Genomic DNA, 24,985 nt, shown 5'->3' with positions numbered 1-24,985 from the left:
TCATTCGCCCAAAGTCATGCGAATGGCGCGCTTGCCGCCCGGCGAGAAGACGTCGATTTCGACATGGGCTGGCTCCTGGGCCATGCGCCGCGTGCGGGCTGACAGGGTCATGACGACGCTGAGCAGATCACCGACGGAGCGGCGCTGCCGCGGCAGCATCCGTTCGGTCATGCCGCGCAGGGCCTTGTTGCGGGCCGTCATATCCGGTGAGGCCAGCGGCGACCGGCCGATGAAATTGGCCAGTTCGACCAGAGCACTGCGTTCACTCATTGGGCTACTCCATACACAAGCACCAAGGCGCGTCCCCGTGTGTTCGATCCAGCTCGTTCCGGCTGGTTGTCAGGCCGGCGGCATTACGCGCCGCCGGAAGTCGATGTCAGCCCTGCATGGCAAGGCAGGCCATGTCCTGCTCCTTGAGCCGGTTGCACATGGCGGTCGCGCCGTCGCGGTCACCAAAGCCGATGAAGCGGGCACGGTAGAAAATCTGGCCGTTGTTCTCGAAGCGCTCGACATAGGAGCGGAAGTCGCCCAGTCCGCCGACCTTGCTGGCCGCACTGGACAGGAGAGCGCGGGCGCTATCCTCGGTATTGCCGGCGCCAACCTGGACGATCCAGTTGCCTGCGGGCGCCACGGCATCCTGCACCGAACCGGAATTCATGAGATCGACGGCCTGACCTTCGGTGCCGACCTGACCCGGGGGCAGGAGGGGGGTGGAGGGCGCGGTCTGGCCAAGCGCGGCCGGGGGTGCGCCGAGATTATAGGTTTCGCTCAACCAGGCGCCGATGACGTCCTGGGTCGGATATTGCGGCTGAGCCTGGGTGGGCGCGGCGAGCACGGTGGCGGCCTGCACGGCCGGCGCGAGGCCCAGATCGGTTGGGGGCGGCGCCGGCATGGTCACGGCCACAGGGGCGGCGGAGGCGACGGCAACCTGAGCCTGTGGCTGGGCGCCATTGCCTGCCACCAGCGATGCGAGGCGGAATTCCGGCATCGGCACGGGCATGGCAAGGGTCGGCTTGCGGGGGGCAGCCAGCGCGAACTGGGTGCTGCCCTGGCGGCCGGGCACCGGGACCATGGCGGTCTGCAGGTAATTGCCCTGGCGGCCCTTGGTCAGGTAGGTCGAAACGAGCTGGCGTACTTTCTCGTCGCGTGCTGCGGCCGAGTTGAAGCCGAAGGCGACGATGACGATGTGGCGATTGTCCTTGCGGGCGGCAGTAAGAAGGTTGGAGCCGGCGGCATTGATATAGCCGGTCTTGATGCCGTCGACGGCGCCCATATAGCCCAGAACCCGGTTGTGGTTGCCATAGGTCTTGCCGCCATAGCGGAAGGCCGTGGTCTGGAAATAGTCGTAGTACTGGGAGAAGTGCTGGTAGATGGCGATGCCCAGGATGGCCTGGTCGCGCACCGTGGTCACCTGGCCGCCGTCGGGCAGGCCGGAGGCGTTGCGATATGTGGTGCTGGTCATGCCCATGGCGCGGGCGGTCGCGGTCATGCGCTCGGCAAACTTGCTTTCGCTGCCGGAAATGTGCTCGGCGATCACGCGGGCCATGTCATTGGCCGACAGGGTGACCAGTGACTTGATGGCATCTTCGACCGAAATGGTGGAGCCGGCGCGCAGGCCGAGCTTGGTCGGGACGGCCGATGCGGCGTGACGCGAGACGGTCATCTTGGTGGAAAGGCTGAGATTGCCGGCCTGGAGTTCCTGGAAGAGCACGTAGAGCGTCATCACCTTGGCCACGGAGGCCGGGTAACGCTTTGAATCGGCTTGCTCTTCGTACAGGATCTTGCCGGATTTGGCGTCGACGACGATGCCGGCATATCTGCGGAGGTTTTCGATGGCCTGCGTGGGCGCCGCGGCGGCAAGGCTGAGGCCGAGCACGACGAACAGGGCGGTAACGGCACGCAGAAACGCGATGTGCCAAGGGGTCTTCGCCAGGAAAATCACCCGGTACTCCAATTACTTACTCGGGCAAATAGCCCGTACGCAACTCGTTTGACGCGCTGTCCGCCCAGGTTGTCCCCTTGCCCGAAAGGCCAGCTTCAAGAAGGCTATCCGCCCGCCGTTACGAATCCGTAAAATGCGATGCTTTTTCGCGTTTGAGTCGCCGATGGGTCACAATCGCCAGCAGACTGTGCCCGTTTCCGGCCGCGCCGGGGCGCATTTGGGCGCCTCACGTCATCGCGAATGAGGGGGCCTTAACACCGCGCAGATTTTGCCTACATAATGGGTCCAACCTCACTGCTTCGTTTTCCGCGATATCGCGACCGCCATGACAAAGACTGCCACTCTGCCCCTGCCAAATCTGCCGCTCCGGATCGTGCCCGAGCCGCCCCCGGGCGTGCTTCGCGCCGCCAAGGACGGTGAGGGCGGAAACCGCGGCGGAGACGATGCAGGATTCGAATCCGGGACGGTGACCAAGACGCGTCCCAAAACCAAGCGGCCGAACCTCTATCGGGTTCTGCTGCTCAACGACGACTACACGCCGATGGAATTCGTCGTTCTGGTGCTTCAGGACGTCTTCAACAAGTCACGCGAAGACGCCATGCGCATCATGCTGCACGTACACCAGAAGGGGGTGGGTGAGTGCGGCGTATATCCATACGAGGTGGCCGAGACCAAGGTCACCCGCGTCATGGATACGGCACGCAAGAACCAGCATCCGCTGCAATGCGTGATGGAAAAACAGTAGGAACATCATATGCCCTCATTTTCGCGCGGACTCGAAAAGGCCCTGCATCAGGCGATGAACCTGGCGCGTGAGCGCAACCACGAGTTCGCCACGCTCGAGCACCTGCTCCTGGCCCTGACGGATGACCGCGAGACCATTGCGGTGCTCAACGGCTGCGATGTCGATATCGACGCGCTCAAGAGCGACTTGGAAGACTTCATCAACGAGGAACTGGACAGCCTGGTCGTGCCCAACGGCCAGGATGCGCGGCCGACCGCCGCCTTCCAGCGCGTGATCCAGCGCGCGGTGATCCATGTGCAATCCTCCGGACGGGAAGAAGTGACCGGCGCCAATGTGCTGGTGGCGATCTTTGCCGAACGGGAAAGCCACGCGGCCTATTTCCTTGAACAACAGGACATGACCCGGCTCGACGCGGTCAACTTCATCAGCCACGGCATCACCAAATCCGGCCCGGCCGAAGAGCGCAAGGTGCGCGGGGCCGAGGATGGCGAGGCTGGGGCCGAAGGCAGCGGGGAGGGCAAGAAGAGCTCAGCCCTGGCCGATTTCTGCGTCAATCTCAATGACAAGGCCAAGGCCGGCAAGATCGATCCGCTGATCGGCCGCGATGCCGAACTGCGCCGCACCATCCAGGTTTTGTGCCGGCGCTCCAAGAACAACCCGATCTATGTCGGCGATGCCGGCGTGGGCAAGACGGCCATTGCCGAGGGCCTGGCCCGCAAGATCACCGAAGGCGACGTGCCCGAAGTGCTCAAGGACGCGGTGATCTATGCGCTCGACATGGGCGCCCTCCTGGCCGGAACGCGCTATCGCGGCGATTTCGAGGAACGGCTCAAGGCGGTGATGAAGGAACTCGAGAAGATGCCCAATGCGGTACTCTTCATCGACGAAATCCACACCATGATCGGTGCCGGGGCCACCTCGGGCGGGGCGCTCGATGCCTCGAACCTGCTCAAGCCAGCTTTGGCGAGCGGCGCGATCCGCTGCATCGGCTCGACGACCTATAAGGAATACCGCCAGTTCTTCGAGAAGGACCGGGCCCTGGTCCGCCGCTTCCAGAAGATCGACGTCAACGAGCCGACCGTGCCGGACGCCATCGAGATCGTGAAGGGCCTCCGGCCCTATTTCGAGGAGTTCCACAAGGTCAAGTTCACCGACGACGCCCTCAAGGCGGCGGTCGAACTGTCGGCGCGCTACATCACCGACCGCAAGCTGCCGGACAAGGCCATCGACGTGCTCGACGAGACCGGCGCCAGCCAGATGCTGGTAACCGAGGACAAGCGCAAGAAGGTCATCGATGTCGAGGACATCGAGGCGACTATCGCCACCATTGCGCGCATTCCGCCCAAATCGGTCTCCAAGTCCGACGCCGAATTGCTGTCGGGACTGGAACAGAGCCTCAAGACGGTGGTGTTCGGGCAGGATCAGGCCATCGTCGCCCTGACCAGTGCCATCAAGCTGGCGCGGGCCGGGCTGCGCGAGCCGGAAAAGCCGATCGGTTCGTATCTGTTTACCGGTCCGACCGGCGTCGGCAAAACCGAAGTGGCCAAGCAACTGGCCGATACGCTGGGTGTGGAACTGCTGCGCTTCGACATGTCCGAATATATGGAGCGGCACACCGTGTCGCGCCTGATCGGCGCGCCTCCGGGCTATGTCGGCTTCGATCAGGGCGGGCTTCTCACGGACGGCGTCGACCAGCATCCGCATTGCGTGGTGCTGCTGGACGAAATCGAAAAGGCCCATCCCGATCTCTACAACATCCTGTTGCAGGTGATGGACCACGGCAAGCTGACGGACCACAACGGCAAGTCGGTCGACTTCCGCAACGTGATCCTGATCATGACCTCCAATGTCGGGGCTTCGGAACTGGCGCGCGCGCCCATCGGCTTCGGCCGCAAGCGCGAGCAGGGGGATGATGAAGAGGCGATCAACCGCACCTTCACGCCCGAGTTCCGCAACCGGCTCGACGCCATCATCTCCTTCGCGCCACTGCCGCGCGAAGTGGTGCGCCGCGTGGTGGAGAAATTCGTGCTGCAGCTCGAAGGCCAGTTGGCCGAACGCGGCGTCACGATCAACCTCACGCCCGAAGCCGCCGACTGGCTGGCCGAGCACGGCTATGACGAACGCATGGGCGCCCGGCCGCTGGGCCGCGTGATCCAGGAACACGTCAAGAAGCCGCTGGCCGACCAGGTGCTGTTCGGCGAACTGGTCAATGGCGGCAATGTCACCGTTGCCGTTGTGGGCGAGGGCGCTGAGGCCAAGCTGGAACTGGTGGCGACGCCACCCCGTCCGGCCAAGCCCAAGGCCCTGCCCAAGCCCAAGAAGCCCAAGGCAACGGCCGACAAGAGCTGAGCTGCATCAACGAACTTAAATGGTAGAGGCCGGGAGTGATCCCGGCCTTTTTTCGGGGGTGCTGGCATTCTGGTGGCTGGAGGGGGGCGCGTTGCGGTTGGCCTGGTTACCCAAGCGCGGGCCTTTGAGCCTACTGGGCAGGGCAAAATTTGAAGTACAGAGCCCTCGGGTCAAGCCCGAGGGTGACGCCCGGTGGGTGGGGGAAGGTAGGCGAATATCTGCGGCACCTCCATTTTCCAAACATGATCATCGCACCACGACTGGATCCGTTAAGCCGTTCAACCTGATCTGGTTCAACTCGGCGGCGGAGAAGACGCCTGCGTCATGAAGCCGGAAATATTCCTCGGAAACGCTGGCGCCAAACACGAGGACGTCGTCGGTGCTGATCGTGACGATTACGCCCGCGTCGTAAAGTGTTCTAATTGGATGGTTCGCGATGCTATCGACCCGGCCAAGCATGACGTTGGATGTCGGACAGATGTTGAGCCGAATATTGTGGTCCGCAAGGAAGCGCATGACGGCGGGCGATTTCGCTGCTGCAATTCCATGCTGGACTTCATCGAGCCCGAGTTCTTCGACCGCCTGCCAGACGTCGTCTGCTGTTCCCCATTCTCCCACATGAGCCTTGAGTTGCAGGCCCTTTGCCTGGGCGGCTCTATAGATGGGCTTGAATACGCCGATGGGCTGAGCAAGTTCGTCTGCGTATAGGTCGATACTTCGGTAGGAACCTGTCTCCAGTAACGGCATAGTCCAACTCATGAGGGCGTCGACCGGGCAGTGTCGCGACAGTCCCAATTGAGCGATCCATTCGATCTCAGGTGCCACTCGTTCGTGGATTTCCCGCATGGCCTGAGTGAGCGCCAAGGCGTCACCATTCCAAAGGGTTAGCGCCCAAACATCTTCTCCGGCTTCAAGGCGCGTAACGCCGTCTTCCTTGGCCTGAACGAATGTTGCCTCGAGTGCCAGCATTCGTCCGCTCGCGCCAGGGAAGGCCTCGCCAATCCGATTTGCACCTACCCATTCGTGCATCTCGTCCATGGACGACAAAACGCGATCGAGCGGAGCAATGTCGATACCAGTCTTCTCACGGACAAAGCTTCGGCTTCCGCCAAGGGTTGCGTGCGTATGAAGCTCACTCTTGGGACACGCAACGACAGCTTCGCGGTCGTGACTGGCGAGTGCAGCTTCAAATGTCATGGTGTCCCCGCTGGCAGGCCAAGCGAGCACAACATTGCCGCCATCGCCAAGTCAATGACTGCTATTTGGGATGTCCGGAACCTGAAGCCTGCAACTGCCTATGGTTGTACAGCAAGGCCACGTGGTCTGGCGGCGCCCGGAGAGCGGATAACCCATCTTTTTGGCTCTTCCTGCAGGTGACGGCGCAAGGACTCATGCTGGATGGAAACTCGCAACGCCTGCTTTTTCGGCAGTAAGCGCGTCGACAGTTGGTCCGCTTATTGCTCCAGATGTGACGAAGTCCGGCCCTTCATCAAAACACGGCACCAGGTCTTCTCTCCGCGCTACACCCGCGTTCCCGCGTAGCCATTGGCGGAGATGGTGCTGCAAAGGGTGTGCCATTCGCAGCCTGAGCAGGCGGCGCGGATGGTGTTGGCGGCGAAGGCCTGGCGCATTTGGGTGAGGCGTGGGGGATCAAGCGCCAGTCTGGCGCCGCTTTGTACGGGGCCGGGCAGGAGCGGGGTCAGGGCGGAGGCGGCGAGCCGGTCCCGTTCCCTGACACTGTCCCGCCTGCAATGCGGATCGGCCTCGGACAGGAGGGGCGCGCAAATGTCGTCGGGCCCCTCCACGATCACGATGTCCTCGCCATCGGCAATCCGCCCCGCGATCCCGTCATAATTGGCGGTGAACGCGGGGCTGTAGCCCTTGCCGGCATAGGTGAGCAGGCAAAGCAGATGGTGCGGACGCAGCCTGATCGTCATGCGGCCGGGCGCGTCTTGCCGCGCACCAGCAGGGCCAATACGGCCGCGCCAAGGGCGGATTTGAGAACTGCGCCGATGAGGAAGGGCGTTACGCCATGCACGATCGCCTGATCGAGGCCGATCAGGGTGGCGAGCCAGGCGGCGCCGATGACGAGGCAGAGTGCATTGCCCAGCAGCATGCTCACAAAGGCGAGGAGGGGCCGGGCGCCGTTCCAGCCACGCTCGGCCAGCCAGCCGACGAGGGCGCCAACGAGGGGGAAGGCGAAGAGATAGCCCGCTGTCGGGCCGACGAAGTGATGCGCACCGGCGCTGCCGCCGGACAGGACCGGCAGGCCCAGGGCGGCTTCGAGGAGCCATGCGACGATGGTAATGGCGCCCAGGCGCCAGCCATAGAGCGCCCCGACCATCGCGACGCCAAACGTCTGCATGGTGACCGGCACCGGGACCATCGGCACCTCGATCCACGAGCACAGGGCCAGGAACAGCGAGCCGATCACGACTGCACCGGCCTGCCAGAGCAGGGGCCGGCTGGCGAGATCAAAGGGCATTTGGGCCGGTTTCAGGGTCGGGGTGGCCAGCTTGGTCATGGATAGTCTCTCCAGTGTTGTGAATTATAGATAAAATAGATATCTATCGCTAAAGGACTCCACAGAATTCAGGCGCTGGCAAGCGCAAACCTGAATGGAGGACATGGCGGGGCTGGAATCAACCTGATTTCGGGACTTTCTGGCCGGTCCACTGGACGTGGCGCGCCAGCACCGCTGCGGCTGTTTCGACGTCGCCGACGCGCAAGGCGGCGAGAATCGCCTTGTGGTCGCGATCGGTAGGCGTGTCCCATTCCGCCCGCCAGCCGGAGAACAGGAAGCGGGCGCTGGCCGTGTGCAGGTCGTCAATCGCCTTGAGCAGGCGTGGCATGCCGCAGGGCTCCATGATGAGCCGGTGAAAGGCGCGGTTCGCTGCCTCCCAGCTCTGCACGTCCCGGGCCTGATCGCAGGTGCGATTGACCGCTTCGGCCTGGTCGAGGCGGGCTTTTGTCAGGTGCGGCGCGGCGTTACGGAGCGCCAGGACTTCCAGCGCGGCCCGCATTTCGGCGACTTCGCGGACGTCTCCGAGACTGAAGCTGGCAACCCGCACGCCACGGCGTGGCTCGCTCACCACCAGCCCCTGCGCCTCGAGCCGCCGGAACGCCTCGCGCACCGGCACGTGGCTGGCACCAAACTCCTCGGCAATATGGTCCTGGCGCAGCTTGGCACCGGCCTCGATCTCGCCCCCGATGATGCGGTTGGCAAGGATGCGGCTGATCTGCGCGGCGATGGTATCTGGTTTTGCTTTCGTCATAGATTATAGATAATTCTAATGTCCGGGATTGTCGATCAGCTTATCGGCGGCAAGTTGTCGAAATCTGCCCGCGCCATCCGTCGTTTCGACATAGCGCCCACATCCGGGGTGAACAGGAGACAATTCATGCGTTATTTCATGGCGATCATTCCGCCGGCCGATCTCAAGCCCGAAGACGTGTCGCAGGGGCTCATGGATGCCATGGGGCCGTGGATGGAAAAGAACCTGGCTTCAGGGGCGCTGGTGTCGACCGGCGGGTTGAAGCCTGCCGAAGAGGGCCGGCGGCTTGGCGGGCAGGGTGGGGCGGTTGCGGTGACCGACGGACCCTTTGCCGAGGCCAAGGAAGTGGTCGGCGGCTATGCCGTGTTCGAGGCGTCCGATCTCGACGGGGCCACGGCTTTGGCGCGGGAATTCCTGCAGATGCACATCGACAATGGCCTGTCCAATATCGTGCTGGAGCTGCGCGAAATCGCCGGCGGGGCGAATTACTGAGCCCAATCCCGGTGTGAACGGGGCCGGGATGGTCGCGGATCTGGCGGCCACGGCTTGCGATCGGGGCGCATTTGGGCCAGAACCAGCGGGTTCGTCGGACTCGGGCGCCTGCCCGGGTGGCTTCTCCGGGCGCCTATCCCCCGGTCACAAGAAAAGTTGGGTTCGATCGCCACCCTTCAGGTGCGGGCCAAACTTCTGACGCAATGGGCCGCGGATCGCGCGCTGCGCCTTGCCGCCCGTTGCTCTGGGTCTTGTTCATGTTCATGTCTGAAAACTACCGCGCCGAATGGCTGCGGAATGTGCGGGGAGACCTGCTCTCCGGCCTCGTCGTGGCTCTGGCGCTGGTGCCCGAGGCCATTGCCTTTTCGATCATTGCCGGCGTCGACCCAAAAGTGGGCCTCTATGCATCGGTGGTCATCGCCATTGTCATTTCCATCTTCGGCGGCCGGCCGGCCATGATCTCGGCAGCAACAGCCGCGACGGCGGTGCTGATGGGGTCGTTGGTGCGCGAGCACGGGCTCGATTATCTGCTGGCGGCCACCATCCTGGCGGGCCTGTTGCAGATCGGTGCGGGCTATCTCAAGCTGCATCAGGTGATGCGCTTCGTGTCGAAATCGGTGATGACCGGCTTCGTCAATGCGCTGGCGATCCTGATCTTCATGGCGCAACTGCCCGAATTGATCGGCGTGCCGTGGATGACCTATCCGATGATCGCCTTGTCGCTGGCCATCATCTACCTGTTTCCGCGGGTGACGACGGCCATTCCGTCGCCGCTGGTGGCCATTGTGGTTGTCGGGTTGATCGTGTTTTTCGGCGGGCTCGACGTGCATCTGGTCGGTGACATGGGTGCTTTGCCCACAAGCCTGCCATTCCTGCTGATCCCCAATGTGCCGCTGTCGCTCGACATGGTGTGGATCATCCTGCCCTATTCGGTCGGGGTCGCGGCCGTGGGCCTGCTGGAATCGCTGATGACCGCGCAGATCATCGACGACTTCACCGATACGCCCAGCGACAAGCGCATGGAAAGCGTGGGGCAGGGCATCGCCAACATCGCTTCAGGCTTCTTCGGCGGCATGGCGGGGTGCGCGATGATCGGGCAATCGGGCATCAATGTGCGCTCGGGCGGCCGTGGTCGCCTATCGACCTTCCTGGCCGGAGCGTACCTGCTGGTACTGCTGGTGATCCTGGGGGACCTCCTGCGCAATATCCCCATGCCTGCCCTGGTGGCCATCATGATCATGGTGTCCATCGGAACCTTCGACTGGCGCTCGATCGCCAATCTGCGGGACCACCCGCGATCATCCTCGGTGGTCATGCTGGCGACGGTCGCCTTCGTGGTCTATACGCACAACCTGGCGATCGGGGTTCTGGTGGGCGTGCTGCTCTCGGGCGTCTTCTTCGCCTGGAAGATTTCGCAGATCTTTGAGGTGCGCAAAGAATTGAGCACCGACGGCAAGACGCGAATCTATCACGTGCAGGGGCAGCTGTTTTTCGCCTCGGCCGAACAGTTTTCGGCGGCGTTCGACTTCGAGGAGCCGGTGGAGCGCGTGGTCATCGACCTCACCCATGCCCATATCTGGGATATTTCCAGCGTCGCCAGCATCGACAAAGCGGTGATCAAGTTCCGCAAGCTGGGGCGCGAGGTGACCCTGTCAGGCCTCAACAAGGCGAGCGCGACGATCGTCGACAATCTGGGCGTACACCAGAAGGCCAATGGCGACCTGCTGGTCGGCCACTGAAAGATAAAGGCCCGGCTCCATGCCGGGCTTTCCCTTCAAGAGCGTTTCGCCCTTAAACTGAACCATCGCCTTCATCGCCCCCTCTCCCCTCAGGGGAGAGGGATGGGGTGAGGGGTGAAGGCCCCTCGACAAGAACGCGAGAGTGAACCCCTCATCCGGCGCTTCGCGCCACCCCGGATCAAGTCCGGGGCAGGCTCTTCTCCCCTCAGGGGAGAAGGGAAAGGCTCCGACGATTCAGTCCTGTCGTGAAGTGGTCTAGAGCTTGGCTGCGATGTCGCGGGCCAGGGCCGCGAGTTCGGCGTCGTCGGCCTTGCCGCCGCCATGGGTTCCCAGGGCAACGCCCTCATAGGCGGGAATGATATGGAAATGCAGGTGAAAGACCGTCTGGCCGGCGGGGGCTTCGTTGAATTGGGCGAGGCGGATGCCGTCTGCATTGGTGGCGGCCTTGACCGCCCTGGCGACGCGTTGGACCAGCGGCATCACGGCAGCGAGGGCCTTTGGATCGGCATCGAGCAGGTTGCGCGAAGCGGCCTTGGGGATGACCAGGGTGTGGCCCTTTGACTGGGGAAAGATGTCCATCATCACCAGGGCCGTTTCGTCTTCATGGACCTTGTGGCAGGGCAGATCACCGGCAAGGATTTTTGCGAAGATATTGGCGGGGTCATAGGTCATGGCGGTGCGTCCTTTGGTGCTGACGTATCTCTATTGGTTCGCGTGAGGCCTGTCATCCCGACCTGTTAGGCGCTTCGGGCCACCCCCACCCGACCTCCCCCTGAAGTAGGGGGAGGAGTGAGCCGGTGTGTGTTCATCCGACTGGGCCCGTCGCTATTGCCGGTCGCCCTTGCGGAAGGGGGTGAAGGTTTCTAGGACTTCCTGCTGGTGCTCGACGGCGGGGCGTTCTTCGGCGAGGTAGTCGGCGACGGCGCGGCGCAGGCCGGGATGGCCGATCCAATGGGCCGAATGGGTGAGGACGGGCTCATAGCCACGGGCAAGCTTGTGCTCGCCCTGGGCGCCGGCTTCGACGACAGCGAGTTTGTGGGCAATGGCGTAATCGATGGCCTGATAGTAGCAGACCTCGAAATGGAGAAACGGCACGTCGCGGATGGCGCCCCAATTGCGCCCAAAGAGGCGGTCGCGGCCGCGAAAGTTGATAGCCCCGGCAATGGGATTTGGGCCGTCGTAGGCCAGCATCAGCACGACGCCGTCGGCCATGTACTGGCCGAGCAGGGAGAAGAACGCCCGGTTGAGATAGGGCCGGCCCCATTTGCGGGCGCCGGTATCCTCGTAGAAATCGAAGAAGGCATCCCAATGCGCCTCGGTGATTTCGGCCCCGGTCAGCCATTTGACGGTGATGCCATCCACGAGGGCGTCGCGGCGCTCGCGGCGGATGGTTTTGCGCTTGCGGGACGCGAGGGTGTCGAGGAACTGCTCGAAATCAGTGTAGCCGCGATTGTGCCAGTGGAACTGGGTATCGGTGCGATGCAGCCAGCCGACGGTTTCGGCCAGGCTGGCCTCGGCTTCGGGGACGAAGGTGAGATGCACGGAGGACGCCTCGGTGCGGGCAGCCAATTGCTGTGCGGTCGAGAGCAGGGCCGATTGCGCATCGAGGCTGGCTGAGGGAATCAGCAATTTGGGCGCGGTTGCGGGCGTGAACGGCACCGAGCCCTGGAGTTTCGGATAGTAGCGCCCCCCGGCCCGCTCCAAAGCGTTGGCCCAGCCATGGTCGAAGACATATTCGCCCATGGAGTGGGACTTGAGAAATAGCGGCATGAGGCCGACTGGGGTGCCGGCCTCGTCGCTCAACAGGATGTGTTGCGGCTGCCAGCCGGTCTTGCCGGTGGCGCAGCCCGATTCCTCGAGGGCGAGGAAAAAGGCGTGGTCGAGAAAGGGATTGTCGACGACGCCATCGGTCTGCGGGACAAGGCTGTTCCAGGCCGCGGCCCCTATGGAGGCCGTGCTGGGATGGATCGTGGCCGTGTAGCTAGGCGCTGGCACTGTCTGGATTGAAGCCTTCAAAGACGATCTGGTCGAAATGGGGAGGGACCGCCTTGAATTCAACCATGGACTTGAGTGTCCAGGCGGTTACTGGCTTGCCAAGGGCGCGCCAGAAGGCGATGGCCGGCAGATCCAGGGCCTCATGGTCGCAGGAGATGAAATCGAAGCGCGTCTCCAGCCAATGCAGCAGGTGCGTGAGGATGTAGCGCTCCTCCGGCGAGCGGTCGCCATGGTTCGCCTCAAGCTCGAAATTGTGGAGGATGATGCCGCGCGGCCCGGAAAAACCGGCGTCGCGGACCAGGGAGATGAGGCGCGGGTCGAAGGATTCGACGGTGGCCGGGCCCTGATAGGTCTTGAGGGCATCGGCTGCCGCCTTCGCCAGTTGCTGGCGCGATGCGTCATCGATCTGGGGCTTGAGCTCGATCTGAAGCTGGGTGCGGCCATCGACCTGGGCTAGAAATTCCTTGAATGTCTGCGGCGTGTCGGCGGCTGCGCTGTCGAGCAGCGTCAGGCGCTGCATTTCGGCGGCGGTGCGCTCATAGACCACGCCTTCGGCGCCCGTCAGGCGGGTGAGCTTGCGGTCATGGAAAACGATGGGAATGCCATCGCTGGTCAGTTGCAGATCGCACTCGATGGCGAAATTGCCCTCGATTGCCGCATCGAAGGCGGTCCTGGTGTTTTCGATGACACCGGCGGCACGATCGTGCAGGCCGCGATGGGCGATGGGGCGAGGGAAAAGGGGCTGGGTCATTGAAATATGCCTGTTGTCCGGGCGGGCGAGATCGCATGTCTGCGTGACAGCATTATTGCGATTTGGATCATTGCTGATTGCGACTGTGTCGTCACCCCCTCAGGATCACCCCCACCCAGCTTTGCTACGGCCCTTTGGGCCTAGCGGCGCTACCTCTCCCATCAGAGGAGGTGGGGGCAGGTCTGAACCACAAGGTCATTCCCGCGAAAGCGGGAACCCCTGTTGCGGGAAACGGAGGTCCCCGCTTTCGCGGGGATGACACCGTGCGAATTCGAGGGAATCGCGCCTGGTACACTCCACCTAAGGAGGAGGCGGGTGCCTGCTGAATCCTCGAAGCGGGCTCAGACTTCGATGACGGCGTCGATTTCGACGGCGGCGCCCAGGGGCAGGGAGGCGACGCCGAAGGCGGCGCGGGCGTGCTTGCCCTTGTCGCCCAGGACGCCGACGAAGAGGTTGGAGGCGCCATTGGCCACCAGGTGCTGCTCGAAAAATTCGGGCGCGGAGGCGACGAGCACGGTGAGCTTGACGATCTGCTTGATCTCATTGAGGGGCACGCCGGCCATGTGGACCACCTGCGCCATGATGTTGACGGCGCAGAGCTCGGCGGCATTGCCGCCCTGGACGACATTCATGTTGTCGCCCAGCCGGCCCTGGACGACGCCGGCTTCATTGCTGGAAATCTGTCCGGACACGTAAATGAGGTTTCCGGTGCGGGTGACGGGGACATAGCTGGCCACCGGCGCCTTGGGGGCGGGGAGCTCATAGCCATATTCACGGAGCTTTTCGATCGGATCGGTCATCTGGTCCTGCCTTCGAGGTCGTCTGCTTCTTCTTCCGATACCGGCGCGGCAGCATCGGTCCGGGTCTGGTACAACTTGCCCCGCACCACCGCCTCGCGGCCGAATCGGCTGCGAACACGGTCCATGGCGCGTTCGGCCGCTGCTTTCCGGGCCACTTGCGGCTCCAGAAGATCGGCCGGATCGGTGCCATCGGCCTGTTCCAATCCGGAAATGCCGATGCCGATCAGTCGAAACGCGGTGCCATCCGCCTCACGCTGCAACAGGCCGAGGCCGGCTTCGTAGAGAACGTTGGCAAGCTGTGTGGGCATCATCAGGTGTCGGGCGCGCGTGCGCAACTTAAATCCGGCGGTCTTGAGCTTGAGCGTCACCGTATCGCCGACCAGGTTCTTGGTCTTGAGGCGTTCGGAGAGGCGTTCGCTGCATTTGAGCAGCTCGGTGGAGAGCGCTTCGAGCCCCGCAATGTCGGTATTGAACGTGGTTTCCGAGGAGACCGATTTCATTTCGCCATCGGTGGCGACGACGCGGCTGTCCTGGCCCTGGGCGAGGCGCGCCAGGCGGGCGCCGGTTTCTCCATAAAGGCGCATGAGCCGGTGGGGGTCTTCCTGCTGCAACTGGCCGATGGTGTGGTATCCATCGCGCTTTAGGGTTTCGGAAAACACCTTGCCGACACCGAAGATGATGCTGATGGGCTTGGGGGCGAGAAAATCTATGGTTTCGGCCTTGCCAATAACGGCAAAGCCGCGCGGCTTGTCGAGATCGGAGGCGATCTTGGCCAGGAATTTGTTGTGACTAAGGCCGACGGAAATGGTGACGCCGATGTCCTCCTCGATAGTCTTGGCAAAGCGGGCGAGGCTGAGAGCAGGCGGGGCCCTGTGGGTGCGCTCGGTGCCGGTGAGGTCCAGAAAGGCCTCGTCGATGGAGATGGGCTCGACCAGCGGTGTCAGTGCCTCCATGTGACGCCTGATCTGCCGGGAAACCTCGACATATTTGCTCATGTCCGGCTTGATGACGACGGCGTCGGGGCAGAGCTCGCGGGCCTTGAACATGGGCATGGCCGAGCGCACGCCGGACTGGCGGGCAATGTAACAACAGGTGGAGACGACGCCGCGCACGCCGCCGCCGATGATCAGCGGCTTGTCCCTGAGCGATGGGTCGTCGCGTTTTTCGACCGAGGCATAGAAGGCGTCGCAATCGACATGGGCGATGGAGAGTTCTGACAATTCGACATGGCTGCGCAGGCGTGGCGACCCGCAGCACGGACAGCGCTGATGGGTGTCTCCCGGGCCGGTGCTGAGGCAATCGCGGCAAAGCCAGGTCGGGGCCATGTCACTCGACCTGATTGTGCTTGTGCCACACGCGCATGAAGGATTCGGGGGCAATGCCGGCATTCGCGCATAGGGCGAGCAGAATCGCTTCGTTTGCGGCAAAATGGTCCAGCAGACCCTGTTGAAGCCGCTCGGTGCCCATGGCGTCGCGCAGGGCCTGCGGGGTCAGCCCGGCCTGCTGCAAGAAGGAGAGCAGTTCGTCGGGGTTTTCGGCCAGATAGGCAAGGCAGGCGTCGGCAAAAGCGGCGCGGTCGGGGGCCGCATGGTCGGAACGGGGCACTGCGTCGCCTCATTTGGTGTTTTGTAACGGATTCGATGCTAGCCGAAATGGCGGGAAAATCGAAGCATTGCGCGACTGGGTCGATGAGACCCGACCATTCTGGATACCCTGGGTGCCGATGGTGCCCAAGCGAGGGAAAATGCCCAAATCTGTGATGATCGTGGAAGACAACGAGCTCAACATGAAGCTCTTCAACGATCTGCTCGAGTCGCGCGGCTATAGTGTCATCCAGACCCGCAACGGGATGGAAGCACTCGATCTGGCGCGGGCGCATATGCCGGATCTGATTCTGATGGACATCCAGCTGCCCGAAGTCTCCGGCCTCGTCGTGACCAAATGGCTCAAGGATGATGACCAGCTGGCGCATATCCCGGTGATCGCGGTCACCGCATTCGCCATGAAGGGCGATGAAGAGCGCATTTTGCAGGGCGGTTGTGAGGGCTATATTTCCAAGCCCATCTCGGTGTCTCACTTTCTGGAAACCATTGCCCACTACATTGGACAGGCCTGAGCGGACACGCGTATCCGGTCCGATCTCTGGCGGGGCTCGACGCTGCTCGTGGACGCGGGTGGCGGGCTGATGGTTTCCGGGGTAGTGGCGTGACTGCGCGCGTTCTGATTGTCGACGATATTCCCACCAATGTGCGGCTGCTCGAAGCGCGGCTGACGGCCGAATATTACGAGGTGCTGACGGCGACTTCGGGGCCGGAGGCACTCGAAATCTGCCAGACGCAGGATGTCGACATCGTGCTGCTCGACGTGATGATGCCGGACATGGATGGGTTCGAGGTATGCCGCCGTTTGAAGGCGAGCACCAGAACGCATCACGTGCCCGTGCTCATGGTCACGGCGCTCGACCAGCCATCCGACCGGGTCCTGGGGCTGGAAGTTGGCGCCGACGACTTTCTCACCAAGCCGGTCGACGACATGCAACTCATGGCGCGGGTGAAGAGCCTTGTGCGCCTGAAATCGCTGACCGATGAACTGCGGGCCCGTGCGCTCACGGGTCAGCAGATCGCCATCGAGGACGCGCTGCGGGCCATGGACACCATTTCGGCCTCGGGCGGCTCAATGCTGATCGTGGATACCGACAGGCGCCAGGGCGAGCGGATCAAGGCCTATCTGGAGCCCGACCACAAGGTGGACCTTCTTACTGAGCCCGCGGATGCGGTGTTCCAGGTGTCTGGGGCGCGATATGAACTGGCGCTGGTCAGCATGGGGCTGGAGGGTTTTGACCCGCTGCGGGTCTGCTCGCAGATCCGCAATGTCGAACATGCGCGCAACCTGCCGATTATCCTGATCTCCGAGGAAGCCGACAAGCCGCGCGTGGTGCGGGCACTCGATCTCGGGGTCAACGACTTCATCAGCCGGCCAGTCGAGCGCAATGAGCTGGCGGCGCGGGTGCGCACGCAGATCCGGCGCCACCGCTATGCGCTGGAACTGCGCGAAAGCGTCAACAACACCATGGCCCTGGCGGTGACGGACGAGCTGACCGGGCTCTACAACCGCCGCTATTTCGAACGGCACCTGCATGTCATGCTGGGCAAGGCCCATGAGCAGGGGCGCGACCTGGCCGTCATGATCCTCGATATCGACCACTTCAAGGCGGTCAATGACGGCCATGGCCATGATGCCGGCGACGCCGTGCTCAGAGAGTTCGCGGCGCGCGTCAAACGCAATATCCGCGGTGTCGACCTGGCGTGCCGCATGGGTGGCGAGGAATTCGTGGTGCTCATGCCCGATACGGACAGTGCCCAGGCAGAGGCCGTGGCCGAGCGCGTCCGTCAATCCATCGCCGAGCGCGCGTTCGAGGTGAGCGGCGGCCGGCCGCTATCGGTGACCGTATCGATCGGCGCCTCCCGCATCGAGACGCCCGCGGATACGGCTGAAATGCTGATCAAGCGCGCCGACGTGGCACTCTATCGCGCCAAGCATGAAGGGCGGAACCGCGTCATCTTCGATGCGGCATGAAACAGCAGCAAGTTGATGCATTAGGGTTATGCATTATGATTAATGCGGAGTTGATCTGCGTTAACCATCAGATTTAGTTGGTATTTTTCCGCATCGGGCATAGGGTTTTTCTAACGGTGGACTTGGCGATTGCCGCGCCTACCGCAGATTCCCTACGGCCCATCTCAGGTCCGCCGCAACTCCTGAGTCCCGTAGGGCGGTTGGTCCGGATGCGGACAGAGTGGCCTCTTCGACATGCCGCTCCGGACCAGCCACTCTTTTCCAAAGCAGCGCTGCCCGAGACGGTTAGGCCGGAACCAGAGGCTCCCGCTTTCGCGGGAGTGACTCGGTGGTGTGGGTGAGATCCCTGTGGCGTAAGGAGACATCCCGGCGGTGTAGAGTGACCGCCGGAATCGACCTAAAACAAAAGCCCCGCAATTGCTTGCGGGGCTTTGTTGATTCGGTATGGAAGGACCAGATTACTTGATCTTGGCTTCCTTGAATTCGACGTGCTTGCGAACGACCGGGTCGTACTTCTTGAACGAGAGCTTCTCGGTCTGGGTACGGGCGTTCTTCTTGGCAACGTAGAAATAGCCGGTGTCGGCCGACGAAACGAGCTTGATCTTGATGGTGGCGGCCTTGGCCATTTTCGTGGTCCTTCACAAAGCGAAAGGCGCCGCACACGGGGCAGCGCCGGAATTTGCGCGCAACCTACGGATTTACGGCCTGTTGTCAAGGTAATAGCGTGTGTGCAGGAGAAGCATATGAGCGCACAAGCAGAATTGGCGGCCAAGCTGCAGATCAAGCCGGGCAGCCGGGTCTGGCTGGTCAATGCACCCTCGGGCATTGCCGGTCAACTTTCGGCCAGTGCCGGTCTCGAAATTGTCGATGACCCGGAGGCTCCCGATGCGATCCTGTGCTTCTTCACCGGCGCCAGCGAAGTGAAGGACTTGGTGCCCCGGCTGTTGTCAAACCTGCCCGCGGACGGACTGCTCTGGGTTGCCTATCGCAAGGGGCCCGCTGCCAAGGCCGCCGGGCTCAATCGCGATGCCGGTTGGGAACCGCTCGAAGCCGCCGGGTGGCGGCCGGTGCGCCAGATCGCCGTCGATGACGAATGGTCCGCCCTGCGGTTTCGGCCGCGCGAGATGGTCAAGGCGAGGGAGGGGAGCCGGTTTGCGTGAGGGGGTGGAGTTGGGGTGGCAATTTTGCCCGCCACTCGAGCCCGCCACTCGAGCTTAGCTCTCGTGGCCTTCTCACCTAAAATCGTCCCACCGGGACGATTTTGCCTTTGGCACGGATCGAAGTCTCCTGGCCTTCGGACCTCGAATTGATCCACTGGATCAATTCGCGCTGCGCGACGGGCCGCCCCGCCAGTCCAGCGTAGCTGTCCTGGCCTTCTTGGCTTGAAAGGCTCCACTGGAGCCTTTCATCTGCTGCGCAGACCGCCGGCGAAGCCATACATCCTGTTTGCCCATTGGAGGCCGACAATGGCGCCCTTGATGGAGGGCAGCATGAGGAGCGGGAGGACGATGGCCAGCGGGACCATGGTGTAGAGATAGGTCAGCGGATTGACGTGCCAGACCATTTCCATGTGCAGCATGATGCCGACCAAGAGGTGGCCGACGATCATGATGGCGATATAGGGCGGAAAGTCGTCGGCGCGATGATGGAGGAGTTCCTCGCCGCAGGCGTTGCACGCGCTGGCGACCTTGAGATAGCCGGTGAAGACCCGCCCCTGGCCGCAATGGGGGCACTTGCACAAGGTGCCGCGCCACATGGCCTGGGCAACGCTGCGCTGTTCGAGGGTTTCGATCTGTCCGGGGTTCATCGTTTTCTCCGTCCCTTGGGGCCGTAGCTCTTAGATGGACCTTTTCGTGGCCGCCTTCCAGATGGCGGATTGCCGCGCTTGCCTTCCGACAAAAGCTCGAATCTGAGGGCGCCTGCGACAGGCGCTGCTTCCAAGAGGCGGACCAGCACCCGGTCGCCAAGGGTGAAGGTTTCGCCCGACCGTTCGCCGATCATGGCCTGGCGCTCTTCCACATAGCGGTAGAAATCCTGACCGAGAGTGGAGGCCGGGATAAAGCCGTCGGCGCCGGTTTCGAGGAGGCGGATGAACAGCCCGGAACGGGTGACGCCCGAAATGCGGCCGTCGAACTGGGCGCCGATGCGGTCGGCGAGATATTGCGCCAGGAGGCGGTCGGAAGTTTCCCGTTCAGCCAGCATGGCGCGGCGCTCGGTGGCCGAGATGTGTTGGGCAATGCCGGCAAGCTTGGTCGCTTCCTGCTCGGTGAGGCCATCATCGCCCAGCCCCAACGCTCGGATCAGCGCCCGGTGGACGATGAGGTCGGCATAGCGGCGGATTGGGGAGGTGAAGTGGGCGTAGCGGTCGAGATTGAGGCCAAAATGGCCATAATTCTCGGCCGCATATTCGGCCTGGGCCTGGCTGCGCAGCACCATTTCACTGACCTGCTCGATATTGCCGGCCTTGCGGGCCTGGCCGAGAATGCCGTTGAAATCGGCGGCACGGACGCTGTCCGACTTCTTGACCGAGATATCGAGGCTGCCCAGAAACTCGCGCAGGGCCTGCAGTTTTTCCGAGCTCGGTTCGTCATGGACGCGATAGAGCAGTTCGCTGCGCTTCTGCTCCAGCGTTTCGGCCGCGGCCACATTGGCGGCGATCATCATTTCCTCGATGAGCCGATGGGCATCGAGCCGCTCTGGAATACGGATGTCGCGGACGAAACCCTTGTCGTCGAGCAGGATCTTCCGCTCCGGCAGGTCGAGATCGAGAGGGCCGCGCTGATCGCGGGCCCTGGCCATGGCGGCATAGGCGGCCCAGAGCGGTTTCAGGATGGGTTCGAGCAGGGGGCCGGTCTGGTCGTCGGGCGTGCCGTCGATGGCGGCCTGGGCCTGCTGATAGGAGAGTTTTGCGGCCGAACGCATGAGGATGCGATGGAAGGAATGGCTCTTCTTGCGGCCGTCGGCACCCATGACCATGCGGACGGCAAGCGCGGCGCGCGGCACGCCTTCCTTGAGCGAGCACAACTCGTTTGAAATGCGCTCGGGCAGCATGGGCACGACGCGGTCGGGGAAATAGACCGAGTTGCCGCGGAGATAGGCTTCCCGGTCGAGCGGCGTGCCGGGGCGCACATAGGCGGCCACGTCGGCAATGGCGACGGTGACGACGAAGCCGCCGGGATTGGCCGCGTCCTCGTCGGCCGCGGCGTGGACGGCGTCGTCATGGTCCTTGGCGTCGGCGGGGTCGATGGTAATGAGGGGCAGGTCGCGCCAATCCTCGCGGCCCTTGAGCGTGGCTTCCCTGGCCTCCCCGGCCTCGCGCACGACACTGGCCGGGAAGACGTGCGGAATTTCGAGATTGTGGATGGCGATGAGGGAAACTGCGCCTTCCGAGCGGGGATTGCCGATGACAGTGGAGACCCGCGCGCGGGGAATCATCAGGCGCCCCGACATCTTGACGTCGACCTCGACCAGGTCACCGTCGCTGGCCTCGCCGAGATCGCCCAGGGGAATGCGCATTTCCTTCTGCTTGCGATCGATCGGAATGAGGCGGGCGCCCTCGTTGTCCATGCGCACGATGCCGATATGGGCGCGGCGCGGCTTGTCGAGGACCTTCATCGGCTTGGCGGTGTAGTCCGGGACCAGGTCTTCGCCGGCGTCGATGCGCGCCAGGATGCGGTCGCCGGGCGCGGGCACCACGCGGGAGCGGCCATCGACCAGAACGCGGACGCGGGGCCTTTCACCTTCCTCGTCGTTCCACTGGGCCGGGAAGGCATGCAGATCGTCCGGGTCGGCATCGGTGGGAATATCGAGCACGGTGACGTGGGGCAGGGCGGCGGTGCGGCGCAGGGTCTTGCGGGTGCGGGTGATGACGCCCTCGCCCTCAAGCTCGTTCAGCATGGCCTTGAACGGCTTGCGCAGATCGCCGCGAATGCCGAAGACCTTGGCCAGATCGCGCTTGCCCTTGATGTCGTCCTGCTGCGCCAGAGCCTCAAGAAGCTGCTCGCGGGTGGGCAGCTCATAGGCGGCGACCTTGCGCGGGCGTTTGGGACCGGACGTGTTCTTGGTTTTGGGGGATTTGGCCATCGGATCGTGCCTTGGAATTTGGCCTCTATGTAGGGGATCGGGCCGGCTTTGCCAAATGTGCAGGCGGCCAGGCGGGCCACTTTGATTGTGGGCTTGCCCCGCTTTTTCCTTGTGAGCCCGCCGGGCAAGGGGATAACTCTGGGTGAAAAGGGGAGGCGATATCATGCCCACCGACATTCTTTCGCTCGTGCTGGCCGCCGTGCTCGGCTACCTGTCCGGCTCCATCCCGTTTGGCCTGCTGCTGACGCGCGCGGCCGGACTGGGCGATATCCGCAATATCGGCTCCGGCAATATCGGCGCGACCAATGTGCTGCGCACCGGCAATCGCCAGATCGCCGCCGCGACACTGGTGCTCGACGCGCTCAAGGCCGTGGTGCCCATTCTTCTTGCCCGGTATTTCTGGGGCGAGGATGCAGCGCGCCTGGCGGCACTGGGTGCCTTTCTCGGCCATTGCTTTCCCGTCTGGCTCGGATTCAAGGGCGGCAAGGGCGTGGCGGTGATGATCGGGTCGTTGCTGGCGCTTGCCTGGCCGGTGGGGCTCATCTTCTGCGCCGTGTGGCTGTTGATTGCCTTTGCCCGCAAGATGTCGTCGCTGGCGGCGCTCACAGCGGCGGCGACGGCGCCCATCTTTGCCTATGTGCTCAATAACGAGCGGCTGGCCCTGGTGGTGCTGGGACTGGCGCTGCTGCTGTTCTTCCAGCACCGCGAGAACATTGCGCGCCTGCTCAAGGGCACGGAACCGACAATCAACGGCAAGAAGGCCAGTTGAGCCCATGGGGCCGGTGTCGATCACGCTGACGCCGGACCAACGCATTTCCTGGCTACGGCTGGTGCGGACCGACAATATCGGGCCGGTGACCTTTCGGCAGTTGCTCAATCGCTTTGGATCGGCAGATGCGGCAATCGAGGCGCTGCCGGGACTGAGCAAGGGGGCGGGTCGCCCGCTCAGCGTCATCTCCAGGGCCCGTGCCGAGGATGAGATTGCTGGTCTCCAACGGTATGGCGCCCGGCTCGTGGCGCAATGCGAGGCCGATTATCCGGCCCATCTCAATCACATTTCCGGCGCGCCGCCACTTGTGACCATGGCCGGGGGCGAAAGGCTCGACTGGCGGCGCAGCGTGGGGATCGTGGGGGCGCGAAACGCATCCTCCGCCGGGGTGAAGATGACGCGGATGCTGGCCGGGGACCTTGGAGCTGCCGGGTATGTGGTGGTTTCCGGGCTGGCGCGCGGTATCGATACGGCGGCCCATCGGGCAAGCCTTGCGACCGGCACAGTTGCCGTGCTGGCTGGTGGCTTCGACCGCATCTATCCGGACGAGAATATTCCCCTGGCGCACGACATTCTCGACAATGGCGGGGCGCTGATCACGGAAATGCCGCTGGGTTGGGAGCCGAGGGCGCGCGACTTTCCGAGGCGTAACCGGCTGGTTTCGGGTCTGTCGCTGGGCGTGGTGGTGGTCGAGGCAGCCAAGCGGTCGGGCTCGCTGATCACGGCGCGGCTGGCGCTGGAACAGGACCGGGAGGTGTTTGCCGTGCCCGGTTCGCCGCTCGACCCGCGCTCGGAAGGGGCCAATCATCTCATCCAGCACGGGGCGCGGCTGGTCACCTCGGCGAGCGATATCATCGAGGCGCTGAGTGGCGCCGACCCGTCGCGAAAAAGCCTGTTCGAGCCGGAATGGCGGCCGGATGGCGCCTTGGTGCCCGATGATCTGCAGCTGGCGGAATCTGACCGCGACCGGGTGTTGGAGGCCCTGTCGACGACGCCGGTGGAGGTGGATGAACTGATCGCGCAGACGGGAATCGGGCCCCATGCCATGCAGATCGTGTTGCTCGAACTGGATCTGGCGGGACAGGTTGAGTGGTCGAGCGGCCAATTGGTCGCTCGACGGCATGGGTGAGGAGGGGCGCACTCGCGGTTTGGTTGGGTCCACCTAGTCTGTGGAGAGATGCGGAGATGGATCCCGGCCTGCGCCGGGATGACATCGTGGCGGGGGCCTGTTCTGGCCCGTCAAAATCCAAGAAAGGGGTCGCTGGCGGGCATGGCCTATCCCGAAGGGACGGTCAGCGGCCGCCTTCGATCTTGCGGTTGCGTTGCTGGATGCCGCCGGCGCCATAGGGGTAGTCGGCGACGGGCGGCTTGCTGACGGTGTCCAGCCCCTCGGTCTCCTCGGCGGTGAGATGCAGGTCACCGGCGCCGAGATTGGCCTTCAGTTGATCGCGGGTTCGGGCCCCGAGGATGACCGAGGTGACGGCCGGGCGGTCAGCAAGCCAGGCGAGTGCGACTTCCGCCATCGAAACGCCGCGCGCCTTGGCAATGTCTTCCACCGCGCCGATGACGGCCCAGGTGCGCTCCTCCGCATTTCGTTTTTCATAGGCTTCCATGCCGCGCTTGGGATTTTCGCCTAGACGTGTGGCGCCGCTCGGCATCTGGTCGCGCCGATATTTTCCGGAGAGCCAGCCGCCACCCAGCGGCGACCACGGCAACAGACCCATGCCGGCATCAAGGCAGGCCGGAATCACTTCATGTTCGATGTCGCGCACCAGCAGGTTGTATTGCGGCTGCAGCGTTACGGGCGCTGCAAAGCCCTGCATTTTCGCCAGCCAGACCGCCTTGGTGATGTGCCAGCCCAGATAGTTGGAAAAGCCATAATAGGCGATCTTGCCGGCGCGGACCGCGTCGTCGAGGAAGCGCAGGGTTTCCTCAAGCGGGGTCAGGGCGTCCCAGGCGTGCATCTGATAGAGGTCGATCTGCTCGACGCCGAGGCGCGTGAGGGAAGCCTCCAAGGCCTCGGCAAGGTGTTTGCGCGAGGTGCCGTGATGGTTGGCGCCAGTGCCCATGGGAAAGCGCGCTTTTGTGGCGATGACCAGATCGCGCTGGTTCTTGCCCCTGAGCCAGCGGCCGATGATTTCCTCGGAAATACCGGCGGAATAGACATCGGCCGTGTCGAGAAAATTGCCGCCGGCCTCGACATAGTCGTCCATGATGGCAAAGGCGGTGGCTTCGTCACTTTCGGCGCCGAATGTCATGGTGCCGAGGCACAGATTGGTGACGACGGCTCCGGAATTGCCGAGCTTGCGATATTCCATTTCGGGTTCTCCTCAGACCGATGAAGGCCGTGCGGCACCGGGCCAGTCCATGGGCTCGCTGCAGGTCAGACACGGCAAAAGGGATGTGCAAACGGGGATGTGCGTTGGTTAGTGTGACATGTATGGAAGCCGCGCCGCAAGCCTTCCATCG

Annotated in this window: 25 protein-coding genes and 1 other annotated feature; of the genes, 9 read left to right on the top strand and 16 right to left on the bottom strand. The window is 63.3% G+C overall.

The genetic code is table 11. From position 1 onward, the window contains the following. Together KIT02_RS04125 and KIT02_RS04120 are read right to left on the bottom strand one after the other, a co-directional pair. Positions 1-270: a hypothetical protein gene (locus tag KIT02_RS04125; RefSeq protein WP_297582588.1), complete on the bottom strand. Its 270-nt coding sequence runs from the start codon at positions 268-270 to the stop codon at positions 1-3. A 106-nt stretch (positions 271-376) separates the two neighbouring features. Beyond that, positions 377-1,942 carry a D-alanyl-D-alanine carboxypeptidase gene (locus tag KIT02_RS04120; RefSeq protein ID WP_297582585.1) on the bottom strand — a complete coding sequence of 522 codons (1,566 nt, stop codon included), beginning with the start codon at positions 1,940-1,942 and terminating at the stop codon, positions 377-379. 325 nt (positions 1,943-2,267) lie between these two features. Here KIT02_RS04120 and clpS point away from each other — a divergent pair, with 325 nt between their 5' ends. Continuing rightward, entirely contained in the window at positions 2,268-2,687 is a 420-nt protein-coding gene (gene clpS, locus KIT02_RS04115; protein WP_297582582.1) for an ATP-dependent Clp protease adapter ClpS, read from the top strand. A 9-nt stretch (positions 2,688-2,696) separates the two neighbouring features. Next, complete coding sequence (clpA, locus tag KIT02_RS04110) at positions 2,697-5,036, top strand: ATP-dependent Clp protease ATP-binding subunit ClpA (protein WP_297582579.1); 2,340 nt, start codon at positions 2,697-2,699, stop codon at positions 5,034-5,036. Between the two features lie 246 nt (positions 5,037-5,282). Here the strand turns inward: clpA and KIT02_RS04105 are convergent, their stop codons facing one another. From KIT02_RS04105 to KIT02_RS04090, 4 genes are all read right to left on the bottom strand, one after another. Further along, a complete protein-coding gene (locus KIT02_RS04105) occupies positions 5,283-6,233 on the bottom strand; it encodes a hypothetical protein (RefSeq protein ID WP_297582577.1) in 951 nt (316 codons plus the stop codon). A gap of 323 nt (positions 6,234-6,556) precedes the next feature. After that, complete coding sequence (locus KIT02_RS04100) at positions 6,557-6,973, bottom strand: DUF1284 domain-containing protein (protein ID WP_297582574.1); 417 nt, start codon at positions 6,971-6,973, stop codon at positions 6,557-6,559. After that, complete coding sequence (locus KIT02_RS04095) at positions 6,970-7,560, bottom strand: biotin transporter BioY (RefSeq protein ID WP_297582572.1); 591 nt, start codon at positions 7,558-7,560, stop codon at positions 6,970-6,972. Before KIT02_RS04095 ends, KIT02_RS04100 begins: the two co-directional genes overlap by 4 nt. A gap of 118 nt (positions 7,561-7,678) precedes the next feature. Then, positions 7,679-8,311, bottom strand: coding sequence for a GntR family transcriptional regulator (locus KIT02_RS04090; protein WP_297582565.1), 633 nt, complete (start codon positions 8,309-8,311; stop codon positions 7,679-7,681). A 126-nt stretch (positions 8,312-8,437) separates the two neighbouring features. Here KIT02_RS04090 and KIT02_RS04085 point away from each other — a divergent pair, with 126 nt between their 5' ends. Both KIT02_RS04085 and KIT02_RS04080 read left to right on the top strand, forming a co-directional pair. Continuing rightward, a complete protein-coding gene (locus KIT02_RS04085) occupies positions 8,438-8,803 on the top strand; it encodes a YciI family protein (RefSeq protein WP_297582563.1) in 366 nt (121 codons plus the stop codon). A 93-nt stretch (positions 8,804-8,896) separates the two neighbouring features. Beyond that, positions 8,897-8,953: a sequence feature (sul1 is cis-regulatory element that is thought to sense ions involved in sulfur or methionine metabolism; They are found in Alphaproteobacteria), on the top strand. 107 nt (positions 8,954-9,060) lie between these two features. Beyond that, positions 9,061-10,542: a SulP family inorganic anion transporter gene (locus tag KIT02_RS04080; RefSeq protein WP_297582560.1), complete on the top strand. Its 1,482-nt coding sequence runs from the start codon at positions 9,061-9,063 to the stop codon at positions 10,540-10,542. A gap of 255 nt (positions 10,543-10,797) precedes the next feature. Here the strand turns inward: KIT02_RS04080 and KIT02_RS04075 are convergent, their stop codons facing one another. The 6 genes from KIT02_RS04075 to KIT02_RS04050 form a co-directional block, all read right to left on the bottom strand. Beyond that, positions 10,798-11,214, bottom strand: coding sequence for an HIT family protein (locus KIT02_RS04075; RefSeq protein WP_297582558.1), 417 nt, complete (start codon positions 11,212-11,214; stop codon positions 10,798-10,800). Positions 11,215-11,367: 153 nt separating this feature from the next. Next, a complete protein-coding gene (locus KIT02_RS04070) occupies positions 11,368-12,537 on the bottom strand; it encodes a GNAT family N-acetyltransferase (protein WP_297582556.1) in 1,170 nt (389 codons plus the stop codon). Then, positions 12,524-13,288 carry a glycerophosphodiester phosphodiesterase family protein gene (locus KIT02_RS04065; RefSeq protein ID WP_297582553.1) on the bottom strand — a complete coding sequence of 255 codons (765 nt, stop codon included), beginning with the start codon at positions 13,286-13,288 and terminating at the stop codon, positions 12,524-12,526. Before KIT02_RS04065 ends, KIT02_RS04070 begins: the two co-directional genes overlap by 14 nt. A 341-nt stretch (positions 13,289-13,629) precedes the next feature. Then, on the bottom strand, positions 13,630-14,088 hold the full coding sequence (locus KIT02_RS04060; RefSeq protein WP_297582550.1) for a RidA family protein: 459 nt from the start codon (positions 14,086-14,088) through the stop codon (positions 13,630-13,632). Next, the gene (locus KIT02_RS04055; RefSeq protein WP_297582547.1) at positions 14,085-15,413 is read right to left on the bottom strand and encodes a DNA polymerase IV; all 1,329 of its coding nucleotides are present in this window, start codon (positions 15,411-15,413) and stop codon (positions 14,085-14,087) included. The genes KIT02_RS04060 and KIT02_RS04055 overlap by 4 nt, the downstream gene beginning before the upstream one ends. A 1-nt stretch (position 15,414) precedes the next feature. Further along, positions 15,415-15,693, bottom strand: coding sequence for a DUF3572 family protein (locus KIT02_RS04050; RefSeq protein ID WP_297582545.1), 279 nt, complete (start codon positions 15,691-15,693; stop codon positions 15,415-15,417). Between the two features lie 139 nt (positions 15,694-15,832). Here KIT02_RS04050 and KIT02_RS04045 point away from each other — a divergent pair, with 139 nt between their 5' ends. Both KIT02_RS04045 and KIT02_RS04040 read left to right on the top strand, forming a co-directional pair. Further along, positions 15,833-16,204, top strand: a complete 372-nt coding sequence (locus KIT02_RS04045) for a response regulator (RefSeq protein WP_297585104.1) — start codon at positions 15,833-15,835, stop codon at positions 16,202-16,204. Positions 16,205-16,293: 89 nt separating this feature from the next. Further along, on the top strand, positions 16,294-17,664 hold the full coding sequence (locus KIT02_RS04040; RefSeq protein ID WP_297582542.1) for a PleD family two-component system response regulator: 1,371 nt from the start codon (positions 16,294-16,296) through the stop codon (positions 17,662-17,664). Positions 17,665-18,122: 458 nt separating this feature from the next. On the opposite strand, the gene rpmG is transcribed toward KIT02_RS04040, so the two are convergent. Beyond that, on the bottom strand, positions 18,123-18,290 hold the full coding sequence (gene rpmG, locus KIT02_RS04035) for a 50S ribosomal protein L33 (protein WP_297582533.1): 168 nt from the start codon (positions 18,288-18,290) through the stop codon (positions 18,123-18,125). 117 nt (positions 18,291-18,407) lie between these two features. Here rpmG and KIT02_RS04030 point away from each other — a divergent pair, with 117 nt between their 5' ends. Continuing rightward, positions 18,408-18,824, top strand: a complete 417-nt coding sequence (locus KIT02_RS04030; protein WP_297582528.1) for a hypothetical protein — start codon at positions 18,408-18,410, stop codon at positions 18,822-18,824. A 245-nt stretch (positions 18,825-19,069) separates the two neighbouring features. On the opposite strand, the gene KIT02_RS04025 is transcribed toward KIT02_RS04030, so the two are convergent. Continuing rightward, positions 19,070-19,471, bottom strand: a complete 402-nt coding sequence (locus KIT02_RS04025; RefSeq protein ID WP_297582526.1) for a DUF983 domain-containing protein — start codon at positions 19,469-19,471, stop codon at positions 19,070-19,072. Next, the gene (gene rnr / locus KIT02_RS04020) at positions 19,468-21,747 is read right to left on the bottom strand and encodes a ribonuclease R (RefSeq protein WP_297582523.1); all 2,280 of its coding nucleotides are present in this window, start codon (positions 21,745-21,747) and stop codon (positions 19,468-19,470) included. Before rnr ends, KIT02_RS04025 begins: the two co-directional genes overlap by 4 nt. Before the next feature lie 163 nt (positions 21,748-21,910). Here rnr and plsY point away from each other — a divergent pair, with 163 nt between their 5' ends. Then, on the top strand, positions 21,911-22,516 hold the full coding sequence (gene plsY, locus KIT02_RS04015; RefSeq protein ID WP_297582520.1) for a glycerol-3-phosphate 1-O-acyltransferase PlsY: 606 nt from the start codon (positions 21,911-21,913) through the stop codon (positions 22,514-22,516). Positions 22,517-22,520: 4 nt separating this feature from the next. After that, the gene (dprA, locus tag KIT02_RS04010) at positions 22,521-23,645 is read left to right on the top strand and encodes a DNA-processing protein DprA (RefSeq protein WP_297582517.1); all 1,125 of its coding nucleotides are present in this window, start codon (positions 22,521-22,523) and stop codon (positions 23,643-23,645) included. 163 nt (positions 23,646-23,808) lie between these two features. Here dprA and KIT02_RS04005 read toward each other — a convergent pair whose 3' ends face one another. Beyond that, the gene (locus KIT02_RS04005; protein WP_297582515.1) at positions 23,809-24,834 is read right to left on the bottom strand and encodes an aldo/keto reductase; all 1,026 of its coding nucleotides are present in this window, start codon (positions 24,832-24,834) and stop codon (positions 23,809-23,811) included. Positions 24,835-24,985 lie beyond the last annotated feature (151 nt).

The sequence above is a fragment of the Devosia sp. genome, assembly GCF_025809055.1.
Classification (GTDB): Bacteria; Pseudomonadota; Alphaproteobacteria; order Rhizobiales; family Devosiaceae; genus Devosia.
This window is presented reverse-complemented; position numbering and strand designations above follow the sequence as displayed.